Raw genomic sequence first — 19,700 nt, 5'->3', positions numbered from 1 at the left:
CGCTTTGGATTCGCCGATCAGCACAACCCGCTGGCGGGGCTTTTCCGAATCTGATTGATTGATTGGTTCCATTCTTTTCTCTTTCTATCGCCTTGTTAACAGCCGCCTCGTTAACAGCGCGTTTTTCAATTCGGTAAAACGGGAAATGATTTCCTTTAAGGCCGTGTCCATGACCTCCAAATCTTCCAGCGGCCTCTTGAGGAGATTTTCCCTCAACGCCGATTCGGCAAACATGCCGAGCTGGTCGAAAGTTTTGCGCACGAACGATGAGAATAATCGGTAATCATCGTGCGGACCGCGGTGTTTGGCCGTTCCGGCCGATACGCCCTTTTTATGGGCCAGCTTGCGGGCGAATGATCGCGCCTGATTGAGCGTCATCTTTTTTTCCACCGCTTTCTTGGCGACCGCGAGCTGAAAACCGGGATCATTCTCGGAAATGAAGTCAGCCAGCGCCAGACTCAGCTGTTTTTCAGCGGGCAATCGGGGATCAAGCATCGCCCGGACTTCGGGATGCAGGCGGAGCAAGGCCAGACGTTTGTAGATTGTAACTGTCGTACAGCCGAAAATTTTGCTGAACATGACGACCTGTTGTCCGGCCGGCAGGTCCCTCATCCTTTTCATTTTCATCGCCCTTTCAATCGCCAGGGCTTCTTCGAACGGCGTCAGTCCGGCCCGGCAAGCATTGGCGGTCAAGGATTTGAAGAATTGTTCTTCCAGGTCTTTGACTTTTTTCACCACCGCCTGGATTTTTTTCTTTCCGGCTTTTTTGCAGGCGAGGTAGCGGCGCTCGCCATCGATCAGTTCGTATTTGTGCCGCGGGTCTTTTTTGTCTCTGAGCCGGCGGACCTTAACAACATCTTCCTGATCGAATTCCTCGATGCTCCCGGTGAGCGAGTTCATCTGGTCGGGATTGAAATATATTCTCGGCTGTCCTTTGAAAGGGCGGATCAGATCAATCAGGATCCAGATCGGCTTGCCCGTCTCTTCTTCACGTTCGGCCTTTGATTTTTTTTGTACCATTGGTACGCCTCCTCCGGTTAAGGGTATGTTTCGATAAAACGATTTTCAAATTTTCTAAAGAGCCGGCAAAAACCATTTTTGGTTTCATCAAAACTTACCAAGAAACATCGATAAAGTCAAATAAGCGGATTGATCCGCGGCTTGTTTGACAGTTAGTTAAATAAGTAGCAAGATTTAGCTATCGTTTTTGGTACCTTAACAAACAGGAGGCGGATATGAAATTATCCAAAGTTTTCAGCCTTTTACCGGTAATTTTTGTTCTGGCGGCGGCGACGAATGCCGCGGTTATCATTGATTATTCGGCCTTGGCTTGGTATTCGGCGGCAAGCAATGACAGCGGCCAAACCGGCGTGGTTTTTGTGGCAAAGGATGATACGGCTGGCGATACGCTTTGGCCCTTGCGTTTTCAGGCATATCAGGGAAGCGTCCTGATCGCCGATGATACGGTGGTAAAGAAGTGGGACAGAAATACTTCATTTGGCTATGGCCGATTTTCCTTGGCGCTGGATCGCAGCGGCTGGGCTCACTTGGTTTATGCCGGTGATAGCGGCAGCTGCGTTTACGCGTCAAATCGCGGCGACGGCAAATGGAAAACGCGGTATAAGGATGGACACGCGGCCGGGGTTTTAGGCAGGCTCAATTGCATCGACCTCTATGGTGATCAGTTGGATATTGTCTATACCTTTGACTATCGCGTCGGCGGCGGATACCCTTTTTCTAATCTACATCGGCTTAGTACGGTAATAACCAGCGATTCGATTGCCGCCACTTTTATCACCGCCAAAAGTCAGGCTATTTATGCTGAAGTTATCTGCGATATTGCGATTTCCAATCAATGCGGCCGCTTGGTAGTATTTTACGGGTTGCGCCAATCCGGCGGCTGGCAGGCGGATATGATAATCGTCTCCAAAGATTATCCCAAAATCACTGATTATTATTATCTCGAATTGAGAAGCGCCTGGTATCTTTCGGTGTCGCCGGTAAGCATCATTGACGATCAGCCCAAGCGAATCATCGTCGGCTTTGATGGAATTTATTATCCGGGAATTGATACGGTTTATGTTTCGGATAGCGGTTTGACAGGCATAAAAAATCCTTATCGCCTGCCGCGAGGCATTCCGGCTCGCGACCTTCGCCAAATGGGCCAAAAGGTTTTTGATCCGCTCGGCCGCGTTCTTCCCGGCGCTTCGATCGGAATGTCCAAGGCTGCGGGATTGTACCTTTCAAAAACAATCGATCACTCGCATTCACTCAAGCGTTTGCAGATCGGGCGATAAAAATTCTTAGCAGCTCTTTTTTCTTAAAGAGGAGACCATGACGGCCGCCTCTTTTTTATTTTGGGTCTTGACATCTTTTAATAATATCGTTTATATTCTAATATATGGGCAGTTCTTTTTTAACTAATAAAACAAGGAGCGAACAATGAAAATTCTCATGAAGATTCTCGTGATCTTTTCAGTATTCCTGAAAGTGAATTTCCGGGGCAAACTATCGTCCCGGCGGTCGGCTGGCAAGCCGGCGGTTAAGGTTAAGGTTTTGATGATCTATCCGCTCTTTCCGAAGGCGAATTTTTGGAGCGGACATTGGGCTTTGTGGTTCGTCGGCAAGAAGTCGGCGATTTTGTCGCTGGCTTTGCCGATGATCGCCGCTCTGCTGCCGGCAACTTGGCAAGTGACGTTCTGGGACATGAACGTCGAGCCTTGGTGGAAAAGATGGATGTTGAAAAGACAGATCAAAAAAGCCGATCTGGTCTTTCTTTCAGCGATGGAAGAACAGAAGGAGAGCGCGCTGGAAGTTATTGGACTCTGTAACGATACGAGAGTCGTGGCCGGCGGTCCGCTGTTTTTCCAAGCCGAGCCGAATGAATTTCCCGGGGTTGACCATATTTTTTCCGGCGAAGCCGAGCTGACACTGCCGGAATTTATCAGCGCCTGGGAAAAATACCAGGCCTTGCCGGAAAAGGATCGGAAAGAAGACGTGTTCAAATCCGTTTATTCTTCCGCGAAATTTTGCGATTTGGCGCTGTTGCCGCCGCCAAGATTGGAGCTGGCGAAAATTCATCGCTACACGATCGTCCCGATCGAATTGGGGCGCGGCTGTCCGCACCAATGCACGTTTTGCAGCATCCACGCCATTGCCGGCACGAAGCTGCGCTTCAAGCCTTGGGAAAAAGTCAAAGTCGAGCTGGATAATCTGCGCCGGGTTTTCAAACATGGAACCGTGTTTATCGTCAATGACAATTTGCTCGCGTCGCCGCGATATTTGGAAGAATTCCTCGATCATTTATTGCCGTGGCAGATTGAAAATCATTTTCCTTTCGACTTCATTTTCCAGTCCGATATCAGGATGGCAGATCATGAAAGGTTGATGAAAAAAATGGCCGCTTGCCGGTTTAAAAAAGTCTTTATCGGCATTGAATCGATCAATGACGCGAGCCTGGAATCCTGCCATAAAACGCAGAATGTCGGGCGCGATCTGGTGGCCGACGTCAAAAAAATAATGAAACACGGCCTGGAGGTGATGGCCGGGATCATTGTCGGACTTGACGGGGATACCCCGGCTATTTTCAAAGTGCTTTATGAGTTTTTGCAGAAATCGGGAATTATCGTCGCCATGGTTAATGTGGTCTTGATCCTGCGCCACACGGAGGATTGGATCAGGATGAAAGCGGAAGGAAGGCTGGTGGATAAACCCTTGGAAGGAATCCTAAACTATAAACCGATCTGCATGGATCCGAAAGAGCTGGTTGACGGGTTTCTCTGGTTGCAGAAGCAATTATTCTTACCCCGCAATTATTTTGCCCGGGTAAGGAACGCGATCAAAAACTTGGAGCCGACACCGGCGAGAAGACCTTCGTTAAGCGAGCTTAAAGCATTCGCGCATAGCTTGTGGCGCATCGGGATTTTCTCTCGGTATAATTGGCGGTATATCAGACTGTTGCTGACAACTTTTTTCGCCAAGTTCGGATTGTTTGCCTCGGGCGTGACGTGGACAATTATGCTGACTCACTATCGCAAGGTGGTTGCCTTGCAAAGAAAGGCGGTAACCATCGCCCGGCGGAGGTACGCTTAAAAAGCTCCTCGGCCAGATCGTTTTTTCACCCGGAGCTTCCTTCAGCCGAAGCTCCGTTTTTTATCCCCCCTCTTTTTTAAACCGCGTCCGCCTTCTTGTCCGCCTTGGGCGGAGGGCGGAGCGGACGGCTTGCCCCGCGAAGTTCTGCGGAGCAGAACGAAGTGGGGTGTGTAATAGGTGAATTTTGTGATGATGCATTTTTTTGTCATGCGGCAGTCTCCCGTCAGGGGACTGCCGCTTTTTAAAAGTCCCCTCTCGAGAGGGGTGGACCGCCGCCTCGGCGGGACGGGGTGTGTTACGTTTGGATTTTTCGACAACACCCTTTTGATTTACTGATAAAAAAGAGGTAAAATTATATTTCATTAATAAAATAATAAGGGGTCTGTCGCCGAATGCTCTTTGAGCATAGATTTTTCAGATTTTGAGGAAATTTTTTAAAAAATATTGAAGGTGATATGGTTATATCAGCTGAAATATTTTTTAAAAAATTTACCATACTTTATTCTAATTCGTATGGGCGCCATTCGTAGTGGCGCGGTCAAATCCTGAAGATTTAGGCCAAAATGGCATTCGGCGACAGGCCCTAAGGGGAGGGGTATGAAAAAAAGTCCCCTCTCGAGAGGGGTGGACCGCCGCCTCGGCGGGACGGGGTGTGTGATGGTTGAATTTTGTGATGATGCATTTTTTTGATTTGCTGGTAGAAAAGAGGTGAAATTATATTCTATTAATAAATAATAAAATAACCAGGAGGGTATGACAAAAATTAAAGATCTGCCGCGTCATGAACGGCCGCGGGAAAAATTGATCGCCAAAGGGGCGATGAATTTGAAAGACAAAGAATTACTGGCCATTTTGTTGGGCACGGGTCGCGTTGGAAAGAATGTTTTGGATATGGCCCAAGAAATTTTGGCCAAGCATCCGATGAAAAAATTGCTCGCTTCAGATTATGTCAAGTTATCATCAATTAAAGGCATCGGTCCGAGCAAGGCTTGCTCGTTACTCGCTGCTTTTGAATTAACCAAACGCGCTCTGGAAGTTGAAGATAATAATTTGCCCTTGATAAATTCCGCCAAGGATGCCGTCGCCCAATTGCAAGAACTGCGCATTGCCAAGAAAGAGCACTTTGTCGTTTTGTATCTCAACGCCCGCAATCAATTAATTCATCGTGAGACGATCTCGGTCGGTACGGTCAATGCCAGCCTAATTCATCCCCGGGAAATTTTCGAACCAGCCATCAAAAATCTGGCCAGCCAAATTATCGTCGCTCATAATCATCCTTCCGGAGATTTGTCAGCAAGCGAGGAAGATCTTAAAATTACCAAGCGCCTGGCCGCGGCCGGGGAGCTCTTGGGCATCGAAGTTTTGGACCATCTGATCATTGTGGCAAATAATTTTTCCTCGCTCAAAGAATCCGGTGTTTTATAAATAATAAGCTTGATTTTCAGCCATAAAAAAGGTAAGATTAAATCAATAAAGTCCCCTCTCGAGAGGGGTGGCCGCGCCGCGCGGACGGGGTGTGTAAAAAATTCCCCTCCTCGGGAGGGGTGGACGGTCCCTGACCGGACGGGGTGGGTATATTCCCGACATTAAATTAAATTAATCTCTTGACGCTATTCCTCAGTGTACGTTATAATGTACATTAGGAGGCAGTTAAATATATGGACATAAAAAAAGTGCTGCCTTTGACCGAAGCCCGGAAGAATATTTTTAAAATTGTCGCCGACGTGGAGAAAGAGGGCGCTTGCTACGGTTTGACCGAACGAGGCAGGATCAAAGCCGTGCTTATGCCGGCCGACGAATTCGAATCCTGGCGCGAAACCTTGGCCGTGATGAAAGAATTTCCCGATCTGGACAAAAGCATCGCCGACGCCAAAAAAGATTGGCAGAATAAAAATTATATCAGCTTGGATCATATTTTGGCTCGGGAGGGCTACGTGTTGGCCGACAAGCCAAAGGCTAAGTATGCACCAAATACTCTTAAGCCGAAAGGCGGAAAAGTTTCTGGGCGCGCTAAGCGCCGAAGATAAGGCGAAAGTCATCGCCGGAATTTTGGAGTTGAGCAAAAATCCTGTTTCCGGAAAAAGTTTGAGCGGCCGCTTTGACGGTTATCGCTCTTTTTTTATTTACCCCTTCAAAATAATTTTCGAACTCCAGAAATCCGGCGGTCCCGTCCTCTATATCATCGCCATCGCCCGCCCGGTTTCCCCTTCTTTTTAAAGAGGGGCCAGGGGTGTGTAAAATTCCCCTCTTGCCTGCCCCGCAAAGCGAAGCGATGCATGGGGGAGGCCCGTCTCGCCGAAGGCTTGCCTGCCTCGCCGCGGGCTCATCAAGGCAGGCCGAGGCGGAGGTGCCCAAAGGGCGGGGTGTGTAACCCCTTCTTCCAAGGAGGGGCCAGGGGTGGTTAAAATATTCCCCTCTCGAGAGGGGTGGCAGGACGCCTCGGCCTGACGGGGTGTGTTACAGCGCAATTATTATAAGCCGTATTCATTCAAATTTGCTTTTCAATCCCAAATTTTCTACAATATAATTAATAACCTAACAATTTAAAATCTATGGAGGGCAAAAATTCAACAACGGGGGGTGCGAATTTTCTATCTAAATCGCTTTTAATGTTCGGCATTGTTTTCGCCGACCTTTTTATTTTTTTAGGATTAATGCTCTTCCCGTTTTCCGTTGATTTTAAAAATATCCATACTACCAATGCCGCGACACAAATTAATTATGAAACAATAAACACCAACACGGTTTGGACATTGGCGGGCAGCCCTTACACGATTTCTGCCGATTATCTTTTAATAGCAAATAATGCCACACTGACTATCGAGCCTGGAGTAATAATTAAACTTCGGGGAAATAATATTATTGTATACGGGACGTTGATTGCTCAAGGAGAAACGGACAAGCCGATTATTTTCACTTCAACTAATGACGATAGCGCGGGAGGGAAAACAGTTCCTTGGTCGACTGGCAATCCTTTGGCTGGTGATTGGGGCTCAATCGAAGTTCGGGACGGAATTGCTCATTTGGATAATGTGAAAATGAGTTATGGCGGATCAGTTTGCGTATATCTTATTAAGGCAAGACCTATAAAATTGCAGGTCGCTTATGCCGATTTTTGCTATGACGCTGGGGCTATTTCTGGTTCTGGAGCGATAACCATGAGTAATTCCGAAATTTATAATAATAATATCGGGTTGGAATTGAGTGGCGAAGGAATTACAATCAGCAATTCAAAAATTTATAATAACAAAAATGGTGGATTAATTAGTTGGGGGACCAATCAAATTAGCGCGATTAATAATTGGTGGGGAGATGATAGCGGACCTTACCACAGTTCCCTGAATCCGCAAGGCAAGGGCGATAAAATAACTGGTAATGTTCTCTTTGATCCCTGGACCGGCAAGGCAGCCGCGCGCAATCCGGTGATCATCGTACCGGGGATAATGGGAAGTTATTTAGTAGAAGCTTCCACTGGCAATCAAGTTTGGTTGAATTTGGTTGGATACACCTTGTCAGGTGAAGATGGTGATTTGAGAAAGTTGGAGATGTTTCCGCTCGGAGGTTCAGTTGAAAGTTTAGTGGTTGATAATGCAATCGAGAAAGTGCTTACTGAAGATTTCTATAGCGGTTTAATACAAGAGCTAAAGAACAACGGATATAAAGAAGGAACGGATTTATTTGTTTTCCCGTATGATTGGCGCTACAGCATTGATTGTTTGGCCGGGGCCGCTGAATGCCCTGATCAGGGAGTTGGGAATTTAGATACAGCGATTGGCAGAGTTTTAACTTCTACCGGTTCTAAAAAAGTTGATATCATTGCTCACAGCATGGGTGGGTTGATTGCCAAAGCGTATATTAAAAAATTCGGTTCTAGCACAATAGATAAATTAATAACTATTGCAACGCCGAACTTGGGATCACCCAGAGCTTCCAAGGGGTTATTATATGGAGACAATATGGATATTGGTGCGTTTGGGGTATATATATTGAATGAGGCGACGATGAAGGAAATTTCCCAAAACATTCCATCCATCTATCAGCTTTTGCCAAGCCAGGAATATCTTAATCTGTCCGGAAGTTATATTGCTGATATTTATGACGCGGATAATAATGGTGTCAAGGGTAACTTAAATTATACTGATACCAGCAATTTTTTGATAAATACTGGAAGAAATGGGTATTTACTAGCTAATGCTACTGCTTTACACAATAAGATAGATAACCTGCAAGTAAAAGACTCTTTCAGCATTTCCGGATGCAGAAAACCGACAATTGATAAAATATTTATTTTAAATAAAGAAAGGAGCGGTGGTTATGAATATGCGTTAAGATATACTAGCGGCGACGGAACAGTACCGTTGATAAGCGCTGATAATTTTGGATCACAAAAATATTATGCCTATCAAGCCGATCATGGAAAAATTTCTAGTTCCAACGGAGTAAGACAGCTTGTCGGAGCTATTTTGGATAATAAGCAAGCTAACTTCAATTTTTCGCAATATCAGAATGTTAGCTCAAGTCCCGCAGATTGTGCTTTGTCAGGTACTCAAATAAGCTATCACAGCCCCGTAACGCTTTCGGCTTACGACCAATATGGCAATTATGTAGGCAAAAACGGTAACGGGGATACAGAAATAAATATCCCAGGGGCTCAATATGACGAAATAGACGGAAATAAATTCATTTTTCTTCCTTCGGGTGAAAATTATACAATTATAGGTCGGGCAACGGCCAGTGGCAGTTTCAATGCGAGAGTTGAAACAGTGGAAGACGGCCAATATACAAACGAATCATATTTTAATGAAGTGCCTTTGGCTGGAATTTCGACAAAAGTTGAAATGGCGATAAGCGACAATCAATCGTCGTATGCCATAAATATTGATCAAAATGGAGACGGTTCTGTTGTTGAAGAAAAAAATCCGGATTCAGTTTTGACAGACGAGCAGATAAACGATTTAACTGCGCCGCAAACAATAGTAAGCATTTCCGGCCAGGCGGGAAATAACGGCTATTATATTTCTGCTGTAAAAATTAATTTTACGGCCACTGATGATAATTCTGGAGTTTTGAAAACCGAATATAGCCTGGACAATGGGACCACTTGGATTAAGTGCGGCGGAGAATTTACGATTTCCCAAGACGGAACCGTCACGATTTTATATTCCTCCACCGATCGGGCTGGAAACCGGGAAGAAAATAAGCAGGCATCTTTTGCCATAGACCAAACCAAGCCAATCATCAGCATTCTATTGCCGCAGGAAGGCCAAGAAATATTGAACAATGATAAATTAGATGTTGAATATTTTGCTAATGATAATTTTTCCGACATTGCCCCGGACCCCGCCAAAATTTATTTAGACGGCCAGCTTATCAATTCAAATATAGTTGATTTGTTCGGAAAAAATCTCGGCCCGCATCAAATCAAGATAACAATTCAAGATTTGGCTGGTAACCAGGCCGAACAAATAATCAATTTTTTCATAGTTACTGACGTTGACGGCACAATCGCCGATATAAATCGCGCCTACGACGAGAAAATGATCACGAAAATTGAGGCCAAGAAAGATTTGATTAACGATTTGACTCAAATTAAAACATTCCAGAAGAAATATGGTCAAAGAATTGATAAAGAGAAAACAATGCGGGACAAAGTAATGATTCAGTGTTTGAAACATAAAAATCAGGCCTGGTGCGAAACCAAAATTGGCAAGATTCTTGATAAGATCGAATATCAGTTGAGCAAGATTAATCAAGCCATAATCAAACTGAAATACAATCTCGTCTTGGAAAAACTAGATAGATTTTTGAAGAAAAATTGGATTAATCAAGCCGGATATAATATAATAAAAGATGATATTAAATATTTAATTAGTAAATCATAGTATTATGAAAAAAGAAAATTTTAAATTGACTTTGTATTACGTACTGCTAGTGTTGGCTTTCTATATCTTTCCAATTTTTTTGCCATACATGGTTTCTCAGAACACCGTGATCAAAATCTCCCCCTGGTATATTCAGTACTTTATTTACGTTCTCCCAATCATCTTTTTGGCCAGTCTTTTTTTAGAAAAACTGATTTTGAATAAAAAAAAATCTTGGTCAGGCATGGTAATGAAATATATTTCTTTTTTTGTCGGTGCATATTTGATCTTGGTGGTGTACGGTTATTTTAGTTTTAGAATGGGGCCGGGATTATAAAAACTAAACTAAATGATAAAGAAATTTAACATCAAAAATTTTTTAGTCATCTCGATTTCTTGGTTAATTTTTTTTCTCGTTCCGATTTTAATATTTATGTCTCCCTCTGGACCAAGAGATATTGGTTGGTATGTGGTTTATTTTGTTTTTCTTCTTCCTGTAATTTGGACAATAATATTGTTGTTGGAAGTTTTTTGGTTTAACAAAAAAGTTTTAGGGAAGATCATATTATTAAAGTATTTGATTGTTTTTCTTTTGAGTTACGGAGCCATGATTACTTGGTTATATTTTAACATTAAGATTGACCCGTTTTTATTTGGTTAATTAGTAAATTATAATCCTGTGAAAAAGTATTTAAATTTTTCCAGCTTCTTTCTAGTAGGATTTATTTTGGCAGCTATTTTAATTTTTGTTTCTGAATCTTTCGGTTTTTCCCACCTTAACTTTATTCCTTTAGGCGGAGAATCTTGGGCTTTATGGGCTTATCCGACCGCTTTCTTTTTTGGACTCCTTATCTCGTCTTTTTTATTTGGAATAAAAGATAAGTTTAAAATTTTGTCGATATCATTAATCATTATTTTCTTGTTGTTCCTTTTTATATTTAGTGGGAGTTTGTTTGTAAATTCTGTTCCGTTTGGAAAATGAAGATACGAAATCGTATTAAAATTTAAGCTAAAAATACCGAAAATAAATATTTAAATTGCAAATATGATCGACGAAAAACAAATTGAGGTTTGGGTTAAAAACAGGACGATCACGAAAGAGCAGGCAGAAAAGATGTTGTCCGATGTTACGGGAAAAAGCCAGGAGGACAAGGCCAATAAGATTGTTACGGCCATTTTAACAATAGGTTCTTTATTTTTTGGTATCGGCGCCATTCTGTTTATTGCTTCAAATTGGGCAGTTTTGGGGAGCACTTTAAAGACGATCATTCTTTTGGGTTCTACTTTTGGGATATCTTATCTTGGCTTTTATCTCAAATATCAAAGTGAAAAGTTGCCGAGGGTCGGCGAGTCTTTGATTTTTTTAAGCTCTTTGCTTATTGGCGCTACGATTTTTTTAGAAGCCCAGATTTACAACATAGATATTTCGTCTCACCTCTTGGCTTTAATTTGGCTGGCGGCGATTTTGCCAGTAGCTTTTCTTTTTAGATCGGTTGCAGGCGCTTATCTGGCCAGCGCGGTTATTATCACTTGGTCTTTGTTGTATTGTTTTTTTACTAATAATCAAAACGAATTTTTTAGCGATGGCTGGGCTTGGTTACCGATAATTTTGGCCATCGACGGAATTTTTCTTTTTTCCGCCGGCGGTTTGAGCTATTTATTATCTAAACTTGAGGGAGCGGCGCGAGCTTTTCGACTATCTGGCTTAAGTGTTTTTTTGGTAGGTTTTTTTCTCCTGACGTTTAAAGCTTTTTTCGAGACAGTTCCGGAAAGCACTGTTCACGTTTTGGCTTTATTGGTGATTTTTTCTTCTTTGTCGATAATTTTCAGCGTAGTAGCGTTGATTAAAAAAGTGCCTAAGAGGGCAACTGCCGTTATTGAACATGGCCTTGCTTTGTTTTTTTCAGCTTTGATATCGGTGGCATCTTTCTTCCCCGTCGAAGGCGACCTTTACCCCATAATATTCAATTGCTTATTTGCGGCGCTGATATTGGCCATAATTTATATCGGCTATACTAATGAAGATATGAAAATAATCAATTCCAGTTTTTTCTGGCTGATAGTGTTTGTCGTCGCCAGATATTTTGATTTTTTTTGGGAACTGTTGCCCAGATCACTCTTCTTTATGGCTGGCGGCTTGGTTTTGGTCGGTGGGGGAGCGGCCTTGGAATATTACCGCCGTCAAATTAAAAAATCATTTAAACTAAAAATATGAAAAAAGAAACGAAGATATTTTTAGGCATTGCCATTTTTTGGCTTTTGCTGGTCGGGGGAATTATGCTGCCTAATCAAATAACAGTTTGGAGCGGGCAAGAGGTTTTGATTAAGGCCGTTCCCTATGATCCAGCGGATATTTTTCGCGGCAACTATATGGATTTGCGTTACGATATAAACAGAATAAAAACTGACAGGAAAATAAGTGACATTTACGATGCCTCTATGGCCGCTAAGGGGACGGTTTATGTTTCGTTGGAGAAAGGAGCCGACGGCAAGGTTTCGGCCGGCGCGATGTCGGACGAAAAACCGAACGGGTTATTCATTAAAGGCAAATTGACCCAAATATCGGTGGGTTATGATCAAGTTGAATACGGCATAGAAAGATATTATTTTGCTCAAGCCGATCGCGCCAAAATTTCCGCCTTATTAAGGAACGGTGCTTGCGCCCGAGTTTTTATTTCCTTTACCGGCAAGGCGGTATTAAAGGATTTAGTTCCTTGTCCGGTTAAGTAAAGAGCTATTTTAAATTAGAAAAAATAAGCTAAAAATATAAGAAATCAAGCTGGGGAGGCTTGATTTTTTTGTTGGTTGGGGGTATTTTATTTTGATAGGTTATTGTTTGTTATTTACAAGGAGGAAAAAATGGAAATTGAAAAAAAGATTGCGTATGAAAAACGGTGCAAAGTTGGTGATCCGCGAGGGCTCAAGTGCCATAATGCTTATATGATATCGCACATGGCACACAAGCTCACCGGCAAGATTGCCGAATTACACTTGTTTATCAGGCGCGCGGATAATAACCAATCGTCTAGCGCTTATGTCATATTGCAGACAATGTTGCTCCATGCCGACTACGGAACCGAACTTATCGTGTACACCGGCAATGAGAATTTTAAAAGCCAGGTCGATGAGCTGGCCGCGTTCATTGAAAGTGTAAGAGATAATACCCCGGAATTCGTCCCAAAACCTAAGTCCGCATGGTCATTCCTTGGGTCGCTCTTTCGAAAATTGTTCCATCGTAACCGGTTTCGCCACAAACGGTTCCGCCGATAATTCTTCAGCCCAATCTCCAAACCGCCCCGCGCTTTGGAGATTTTTTTATCTTTTGCCTGTTATATTTTTACTAAAATTTCGTTATAATAGTAATAAGGGATAATTTGAGGGTCTGCCGCTAAATGCCATTTTGGCCTAAATCTTCATCTTTTGGTAAATTTTTTTAAAAATTTTTCAGCTGATATAACCATATCACCCTCAATATTTTTAAAAAAATTTCCTACCTTATATCTAATTCGTATGGGCGCCATTCGTAGCGGCGCGGTCAAATCCGGAAAAATTTATGCTCAAAGAGCATTTAGCGGCAAACCCTTTGCATAAAAATCTATGAAAAAAATCGTTTTTGTCATGGTTTCAATCGCTTTTTTGGCCGCCGGGTGCGCTAATCCCGCGGTAAAGCCCGCCCCGCAAGACGAGGCGCAAAAAGAACAGCCGCTCTTGGGCGGCGATCGCGATGAGCACGGCTGTATCGGTTCAGCCGGCTATTCCTGGTGCGAAGTAAAACAAAAATGTTTGCGCCCCTGGGAAGAAGCTTGCGAAGCGCAGGCAACTTCAACTCCCGCCGGCAAACTTTCTGAAGCCGAGGCCAAAGTGATTGCCGAAAAAACCTGTATCAAGGGCGGCGAAGCCTTGAGCGCCGGAACGTACAACGATAATTCCAAAACCTGGTGGTTTGACGCCAACCTGAATGCGACGCGCCCGGGCTGCAATCCGGCCTGCGTCGTCAGCGAAGAAACGCTTCAGGCAGAGATCAATTGGCGCTGTACCGGGGCGATAATCCCGGAATAAATAAGCTGAAAATATAAAAAATCAAGTCAAGAACCGGCTTGATTTTTTAATTTCAGGGTTTTCGTGTTAAAATTAGTTTATCAATATGAAAAGAATAATTTATCTCATTTCCTGGGTCGTTTTGGGACTTTTGCTGAGTTTTCTCGCCCATGCGGCAATCGAGATCGTTTATATCAACTATGCCCTCGCGCATAGCCTGGCTTTAGTTAATCACGGAGCATTCGGCCATATTTTTTGCGTTCTGCCGTTCTGGCTGCAAGTGTCATTGCCGGTCCTCGGCATCGCCGGCGGGTTTTGCGCCGGCGTATTCTTTTGGCGGGTGATCTATATTGAAAAACGTTACAAAAAAACGCCGTTCAAAAGATGAGCGGCGTTGTTTGATAGGCTTTGAATGATCACTTCTTGCGCAATTCTTCCCCAAAACCGGATTCAATGAGTTCGGCTAAAGCGTCGACTGCTTTGCGCATGTTCTCTTTTTTTGTGAAGACGATTATCTTGGCTCCTACCGCAGCTGATATTTCCATGACGCCCATAATGCTTTTTGGGTCAATTTTCTGATCAGGATTTTTCGCGTCTCTGATAAAAACATCTTCCGCATTCAAAGCGTTGGCCAGACTGGCGATTTTGGATGAGGGACGAGCATGGATGCCGAGGACATTCACGACTTCAACTTCTTTTGAATAGGTGGCGGACATCTTTTTTCTCCTTGCGTTGGTGTTATTGATTTTGCGGAGGAACTCCAATCCGATAATATCGTTTAATCTTACATCTTAATTATTTTTAAAGTCAAGGCGTATTCGTCTTGAAGCCCCACGGATTCGGGCGTTCTCCGGGATATTCTTTTGGAGGATGATTTACATTGAAAAGCGTTACGGAAGGTTAAAAAAGTAAAATAATTTTGCTAAAAATACGAAAAATCAGGCTGAAACCCAGCTTGATTTTTTGAGTAAAAGGGAGTAAAATAAAATTCATTGGTAATAAAATTAAATAATTAGGAGGGCATGACAAAAATTAAAGATTTATTAAAAGTTGATCGGCCGCGTGAAAAGCTGGAAGCGTACGGACCCGAACGCCTTTCGAATTCAGAACTTTTAGCGATTCTCTTGCGTACGGGCGGTAACGGTATTAATGCCGTCGAGCTAGCTGAAAAAATTTTAAGAAAATTCAGCGGCGCGGGATTGACGAAAGCTACGTTCGAAGAACTTAAAAATACTTTCGGTCTCGGCAGTGCGAAGGCGTGCGAGATCGTGGCCTGCTTTGAGTTAGGCCGCCGACTTTTGCAAAATAAGCAATCGGCTTTATTACTCGCGCCGAATGATGTTTGGGATGAATTAAAGGATATTCGAGATAATAAAAAAGAACATTTTGTCATTTTTTTTCTGGACGCTCGTAATCAGGAAATCAAACGCGAAATTATTTCCGTCGGCTCGCTCGATGCCAATCTGGTTCACCCGCGCGAAGTTTTTGAGCCAGCAGTCCGGCATTTGGCTGCACAAATAATTATCGCCCATAATCATCCGTCCGGAGATCCGTCGCCGTCGCCGGAAGATGTTAATATCACTAAGCAGTTAGTCGATGCTGGAAAAATTCTCGGAATTGAAATAAGCGATCACGTGATTGTCTGCAAGACGATTTTTTTCAGTTTTAAAGAGCACAAATTGATTTAAAGACTATGGCTACTCAAGATACAGCGGGGAAAAAGTTTATGCGCGAAACCGACGCGAGGATTCTTATCGACCGCAAACTTCGCGAAGCCGATTGGAATATTGAAGATAAAAATCAGGTCTCTACAGAGGAAACTGCGGAAACCGGTCGTGCCGATTATATTCTTAAAGATTCAAGGGGCCGCGCTATAGCCGTGATTGAAGCAAAACGTTTTTCGGTTGATCCGGCCTCCGCTAAACAGCAGGCGCTTGCTTATGCGGAATCTATCAACGCTGGCTTTATTTTCTTATCCAACGGCGAAGAAATTTATTTTTGGGATTATAAATATCGGTCGGAACAAAAAGTCGCCACATTTTTTTCTCAGCGTGATCTGGAAAAAATCCAGACTCTTCGGCTCGAGCAAAAGCCTTTATCGGTTATTCCGATTCCAGGGAAGTATTTTAAGGGCGGCGAATGGCGTTCGCCGCGGCCATATCAAAAAGAGGCAATGCGAGTTATGGATAAGGCTCTGGAAGGCGGCAAACGCAAAATGCTTTTGGTTATGGCAACGGGAACCGGCAAAACCGACGCAATCGCCCTTTATCTCAAGCGACTTTTTGAAGCAGGTATTGCTACCCGAGTTTTATTTTTAGTTGATCGAGTTCAATTGGGAGTTCAGGCTCAAGAAGTATTCAATGAAATATTGCCAGATCATTCATCCACCCTGCTTTATGGCGGTAAACCAAAAGACGAATCAGAAATAGTTATTTCTACGCTGCAAACTTTGTATTCTCAGCTTCCATCACTGACTAGCGGTTATTTCGATATCGTAATTTCTGATGAAGCTCATCGGGCTATTTTTGGTATTTATAACAGCGTTCTCTCGCATTTTGATGCTATTCGCATCGGTATGACCGCGACTCCCAGCGGTTATGTTGATCGCAATACCTATAAACTTTTCGGCTGTTGGGATGAGACGGAACAAAAAGGCAAACCGACTTTTGTTTACAGCATACGCAGCGGGGTTAAAGACGGTTTTCTTGCCGGCTATGATATTGTTCAGATTGACACGAAAGTTTCGCTTGAAGGCGTTAATTTTGAAGGAGAAGATTATAGCGCCGAAGATTTGGAGCGAAAAATAAACGTGCCGGCCAGAAATGAACGGGTTGTCGAGGCCTATTTTGCCGAAGAAGAAAAGCGCGAGCCGAATAAAACGCGCAAGGCCATTGTCTATGCGGTTACCAAACGGCACGCCGCCCAGCTCGCCTATTATTTTAATCAAGCCAAGCCGGAACAAAAAGGCAGGTTTGCAGAAGTGATCACTTCCGACACCGAAGATCCGCGCGGCGCCATTCGTCGTTTTAAGTTAGAAGAGATGCCGATGATCGCAGTTTCCGTCGGGATGATGGATACCGGAATTGACGCGCCAATGGTGGAAAATTTGATAATGGTCCGGCCGACCCGTTCGCCGATTTTATATCAGCAAATGCGCGGTCGCGGCAGTCGTCTTGATTCCCGCATCAATAAAAAATCATTCAGGATTTATGATTTTGCCGGCGTTACCCAATATTTTAACGACGAAAGTTATAATCCTTATTCCGAAATCACCAAAGCCAAAGCCGGTATTCCCTGGGGAACCGAAGTCAAAGATTTTGTCGAAGAAAATTTGGAAGTGCCAGCCGGCTTTATTCAGGTTGCCGAAACCGCGCAGGAGAATGTTGATGTGGTTATCAAACGCGCCTATATCGAAGTCGGCGCGGCAGGAGAGAAAATAGATTCCGATGATTATCAAATTGCCTGGGAACGGCAGATACAGGAGCTTGCTCAAGCCGAACCTCTCGTAAAAAAAGTAAAAGACGGTCAGGAACTTTCCAGCGATGAGTCGCAAGTTTTGGCTGACCGCCTTAATTCACCCAAATATTATTTTAACGAAGCCAATTTACGCGAAGCCTATCATTATTCGCCGGGAACCTTGAATGACTTTGTAAAAACCGCTCTTGGTATTCAAAATCTTCCTACCGAAGAGCAATTGTATGAAGATCGGATTAATGAATTATTTGAAGCGTGGTTGATTGATAAGCAATTCGCGCCAGAGCAGACTAAAATTCTGCGGTTGGTTAAAAGCCAATATATCGCTCGCCGCGCGCCGATTGAAGTCTCAATTTTTAATGAGCCGATTTTTCAGCATCTTGGCGGACTTAATTACGTGCTCAAAGTTTTTGACTCTGATGCTTTAAAGAATACCATCGCCGAACTTAATCAAAATATTTTTATAAATGGTCATGCCAAATAATATTCAACAACTGCGGGAAGAATTCAAAAGCAAAGTCGCGCGGCTTAACGATTATCTTTGGGGCGCGGGATTGAAAGATCCGGTTACCCGGATTCAGCAGATTAGTTTTTTCTTTTTTCTTAAGATGCTCGAGGAGCAGGATATTGCCATGGAAAAAGAAGAAAAGCTTACCGGCCGCGAGCATGAATCGATTTTCGCGGGAAAAGCGGAAAAATTTCGCTGGTCGCGTTGGCGCGAAAAAACCGGTGAAAATTTATATAAATTCATTCGTGATGAAGTTTTTCCTTTTATCGACGAGCTTCACAATGGCCATACTAACATCCGCCAAATTTTTCACGGCGCCAAGCTGCTTATTCCCGATGAAGTAACTCTCAAAAGAACCGTAGAAATTATCGATACCATTGAATTTTCCAATTTAGACACGGATATTAAGGGCGATCTTTATGAGTCGTTGCTCTCTAGCATCGAATCGGCCGGCGAGCTGGGACAGTTTCTAACCCCCCGTCATATTGTCCGGGCGATTGTGGAAATGGTAAATCCTAAAATTGGCGAAACAATTTTTGATCCGGCGTGCGGTTCGGCCGGTTTTTTGATTACGGCTTACGAACGGCTTAAATTCAAAAACAGCGACGCAAAAAATTTGGAGGATCGCGACGGCCGGAAAATCGGTTATGGCGACAAATTAAATAAAGAGCAGTGGCAATTTTTAACCACTAAAACATTTCACGGCTATGACGTTGATCCGGAAATGGTGCGCCTCGCCTTGATGAATCTTATTCTGCACGGCATCGAAGGCGCGCATATTCGCCGTAAAGATACCGTCGCCGGTGCCGAAGAGGAAGAAGATTTGCGCCGGTTTGATGTTATACTCACCAATCCGCCGTTTGCCGGTAAGGTTGATCGGGAGCGGATTAAGCCGACTCTGCCAGTAAAATCCAACAAGACGCAGGTGCTTTTCTTAGGATATGTTATTAATTCTCTTAAGCCGGGCGGTCGGGCCGGCATAATTTTGCCCGAGGGTTCGCTTTTTGGAACCAACAAAGACGATAAAGATATTCGCCGCTATTTGCTGGAGAATACCAAACTGGAAGCGGTTGTCTCAATGCCAGCCGGTGCGTTTCAGCCGTATGCCGGAGTAAAAACTAGCTTCTTGATATTCAAAAAGCGCGTAAAGCCAATCACAACTGGTCAAGCGGTCCCTCGACAAGCTCGGGACAAATTTTCTCCTGCGGAAAAAATTTGGTTTTTTGATATGCAGGGCGACGGCTCATCGCTTACTGCTGCTAAAAAATCCGGCCCGCAATATAAAAATGATATTCCGAAACTGCTTGAGTTATGGCATGGCGGAGAACAAAAAACAGAAAAACCTTACTCCTGGTTAACGCCAGTTGCTGAAATTATTGAGAATGATTATATTCTTTCGGCTAATACTTATAATCCATACAATAGTGAGGAAGAAATAAATTATCGAGATCCAAAGGATATTTTAGGGGAGATTAACAATGTAACCGGCGCATTAAATAAATGTCTGGAAACTCTAAAAAAAGATTATTTATAAGTTTTTTTTCGTTAAAGGTATAAGAAGATTATTAAAAAAATACCTAAAATTAGGTATTTTTTAATTATTTTATTTTTAACCACTTGACACTGAAATTTTTTTGAGGTATATTTAAAGAAACAACATGGTATCCCCCCTTTATTAATAGGTTATTATTTATTTGACAAAATTTCCTTGTTGATTATAATATGAT

Annotated in this window: 18 protein-coding genes; 16 read left to right on the top strand and 2 right to left on the bottom strand. The window is 43.3% G+C overall.

What is annotated here, in order from left to right:
- Window positions 1-84: 84 nt before the first annotated feature.
- Window positions 85-1,020 (bottom strand): ParB/RepB/Spo0J family partition protein, encoded by a 936-nt coding sequence (locus tag PHE24_03435; protein ID MDD4902165.1) that lies wholly within the window; start codon window positions 1,018-1,020, stop codon window positions 85-87.
- Between the two features lie 215 nt (window positions 1,021-1,235).
- Here PHE24_03435 and PHE24_03430 point away from each other — a divergent pair, with 215 nt between their 5' ends.
- From PHE24_03430 to PHE24_03370, 13 genes are all read left to right on the top strand, one after another.
- Complete coding sequence (locus PHE24_03430; GenBank protein ID MDD4902164.1) at window positions 1,236-2,297, top strand: hypothetical protein; 1,062 nt, start codon at window positions 1,236-1,238, stop codon at window positions 2,295-2,297.
- A 145-nt stretch (window positions 2,298-2,442) separates the two neighbouring features.
- On the top strand, window positions 2,443-4,092 hold the full coding sequence (locus tag PHE24_03425) for a B12-binding domain-containing radical SAM protein (protein ID MDD4902163.1): 1,650 nt from the start codon (window positions 2,443-2,445) through the stop codon (window positions 4,090-4,092).
- 753 nt (window positions 4,093-4,845) lie between these two features.
- Window positions 4,846-5,517 carry a DNA repair protein RadC gene (gene radC / locus PHE24_03420; GenBank protein MDD4902162.1) on the top strand — a complete coding sequence of 224 codons (672 nt, stop codon included), beginning with the start codon at window positions 4,846-4,848 and terminating at the stop codon, window positions 5,515-5,517.
- A 233-nt stretch (window positions 5,518-5,750) separates the two neighbouring features.
- Window positions 5,751-6,119 carry a type II toxin-antitoxin system Phd/YefM family antitoxin gene (locus PHE24_03415; GenBank protein MDD4902161.1) on the top strand — a complete coding sequence of 123 codons (369 nt, stop codon included), beginning with the start codon at window positions 5,751-5,753 and terminating at the stop codon, window positions 6,117-6,119.
- The gene (locus PHE24_03410) at window positions 6,055-6,309 is read left to right on the top strand and encodes a type II toxin-antitoxin system RelE/ParE family toxin (protein ID MDD4902160.1); all 255 of its coding nucleotides are present in this window, start codon (window positions 6,055-6,057) and stop codon (window positions 6,307-6,309) included. Before PHE24_03415 ends, PHE24_03410 begins: the two co-directional genes overlap by 65 nt.
- 335 nt (window positions 6,310-6,644) lie before the next feature.
- Window positions 6,645-9,974 carry a hypothetical protein gene (locus tag PHE24_03405; GenBank protein ID MDD4902159.1) on the top strand — a complete coding sequence of 1,110 codons (3,330 nt, stop codon included), beginning with the start codon at window positions 6,645-6,647 and terminating at the stop codon, window positions 9,972-9,974.
- A 4-nt stretch (window positions 9,975-9,978) separates the two neighbouring features.
- Window positions 9,979-10,290, top strand: a complete 312-nt coding sequence (locus tag PHE24_03400) for a hypothetical protein (GenBank protein MDD4902158.1) — start codon at window positions 9,979-9,981, stop codon at window positions 10,288-10,290.
- A gap of 342 nt (window positions 10,291-10,632) precedes the next feature.
- Window positions 10,633-10,935, top strand: a complete 303-nt coding sequence (locus PHE24_03395; GenBank protein ID MDD4902157.1) for a hypothetical protein — start codon at window positions 10,633-10,635, stop codon at window positions 10,933-10,935.
- 63 nt (window positions 10,936-10,998) lie between these two features.
- Entirely contained in the window at window positions 10,999-12,168 is a 1,170-nt protein-coding gene (locus PHE24_03390) for a DUF2157 domain-containing protein (GenBank protein ID MDD4902156.1), read from the top strand.
- Window positions 12,165-12,683 carry a GDYXXLXY domain-containing protein gene (locus PHE24_03385; protein MDD4902155.1) on the top strand — a complete coding sequence of 173 codons (519 nt, stop codon included), beginning with the start codon at window positions 12,165-12,167 and terminating at the stop codon, window positions 12,681-12,683. Before PHE24_03390 ends, PHE24_03385 begins: the two co-directional genes overlap by 4 nt.
- A gap of 129 nt (window positions 12,684-12,812) precedes the next feature.
- A complete protein-coding gene (locus tag PHE24_03380; protein ID MDD4902154.1) occupies window positions 12,813-13,223 on the top strand; it encodes an HPr family phosphocarrier protein in 411 nt (136 codons plus the stop codon).
- 327 nt (window positions 13,224-13,550) lie between these two features.
- Window positions 13,551-14,012 carry a hypothetical protein gene (locus PHE24_03375; protein ID MDD4902153.1) on the top strand — a complete coding sequence of 154 codons (462 nt, stop codon included), beginning with the start codon at window positions 13,551-13,553 and terminating at the stop codon, window positions 14,010-14,012.
- 85 nt (window positions 14,013-14,097) lie between these two features.
- A complete protein-coding gene (locus tag PHE24_03370; protein MDD4902152.1) occupies window positions 14,098-14,379 on the top strand; it encodes a hypothetical protein in 282 nt (93 codons plus the stop codon).
- A 28-nt stretch (window positions 14,380-14,407) separates the two neighbouring features.
- Here the strand turns inward: PHE24_03370 and PHE24_03365 are convergent, their stop codons facing one another.
- Window positions 14,408-14,707, bottom strand: a complete 300-nt coding sequence (locus tag PHE24_03365) for an HPr family phosphocarrier protein (GenBank protein MDD4902151.1) — start codon at window positions 14,705-14,707, stop codon at window positions 14,408-14,410.
- Between the two features lie 306 nt (window positions 14,708-15,013).
- Here PHE24_03365 and radC (PHE24_03360) point away from each other — a divergent pair, with 306 nt between their 5' ends.
- The 3 genes from radC (PHE24_03360) to PHE24_03350 are packed head-to-tail and all read left to right on the top strand — an operon-like array spanning window position 15,014 to window position 19,507.
- Window positions 15,014-15,679, top strand: a complete 666-nt coding sequence (gene radC / locus PHE24_03360; GenBank protein ID MDD4902150.1) for a DNA repair protein RadC — start codon at window positions 15,014-15,016, stop codon at window positions 15,677-15,679.
- Window positions 15,680-15,684: 5 nt separating this feature from the next.
- Entirely contained in the window at window positions 15,685-17,949 is a 2,265-nt protein-coding gene (locus PHE24_03355) for a DEAD/DEAH box helicase family protein (protein MDD4902149.1), read from the top strand.
- Window positions 17,939-19,507 (top strand): N-6 DNA methylase, encoded by a 1,569-nt coding sequence (locus tag PHE24_03350; GenBank protein ID MDD4902148.1) that lies wholly within the window; start codon window positions 17,939-17,941, stop codon window positions 19,505-19,507. Before PHE24_03355 ends, PHE24_03350 begins: the two co-directional genes overlap by 11 nt.
- Window positions 19,508-19,700 lie beyond the last annotated feature (193 nt).

The sequence above is a fragment of the Patescibacteria group bacterium genome (assembly GCA_028707065.1).
Taxonomy (GTDB): Bacteria; Patescibacteriota; Patescibacteriia; order Patescibacteriales; family WJLG01; genus JAQTUZ01.
The sequence above is the reverse complement of the archived record's forward strand: the minus strand, read 5'-3'. Positions and strand labels throughout refer to the sequence as shown.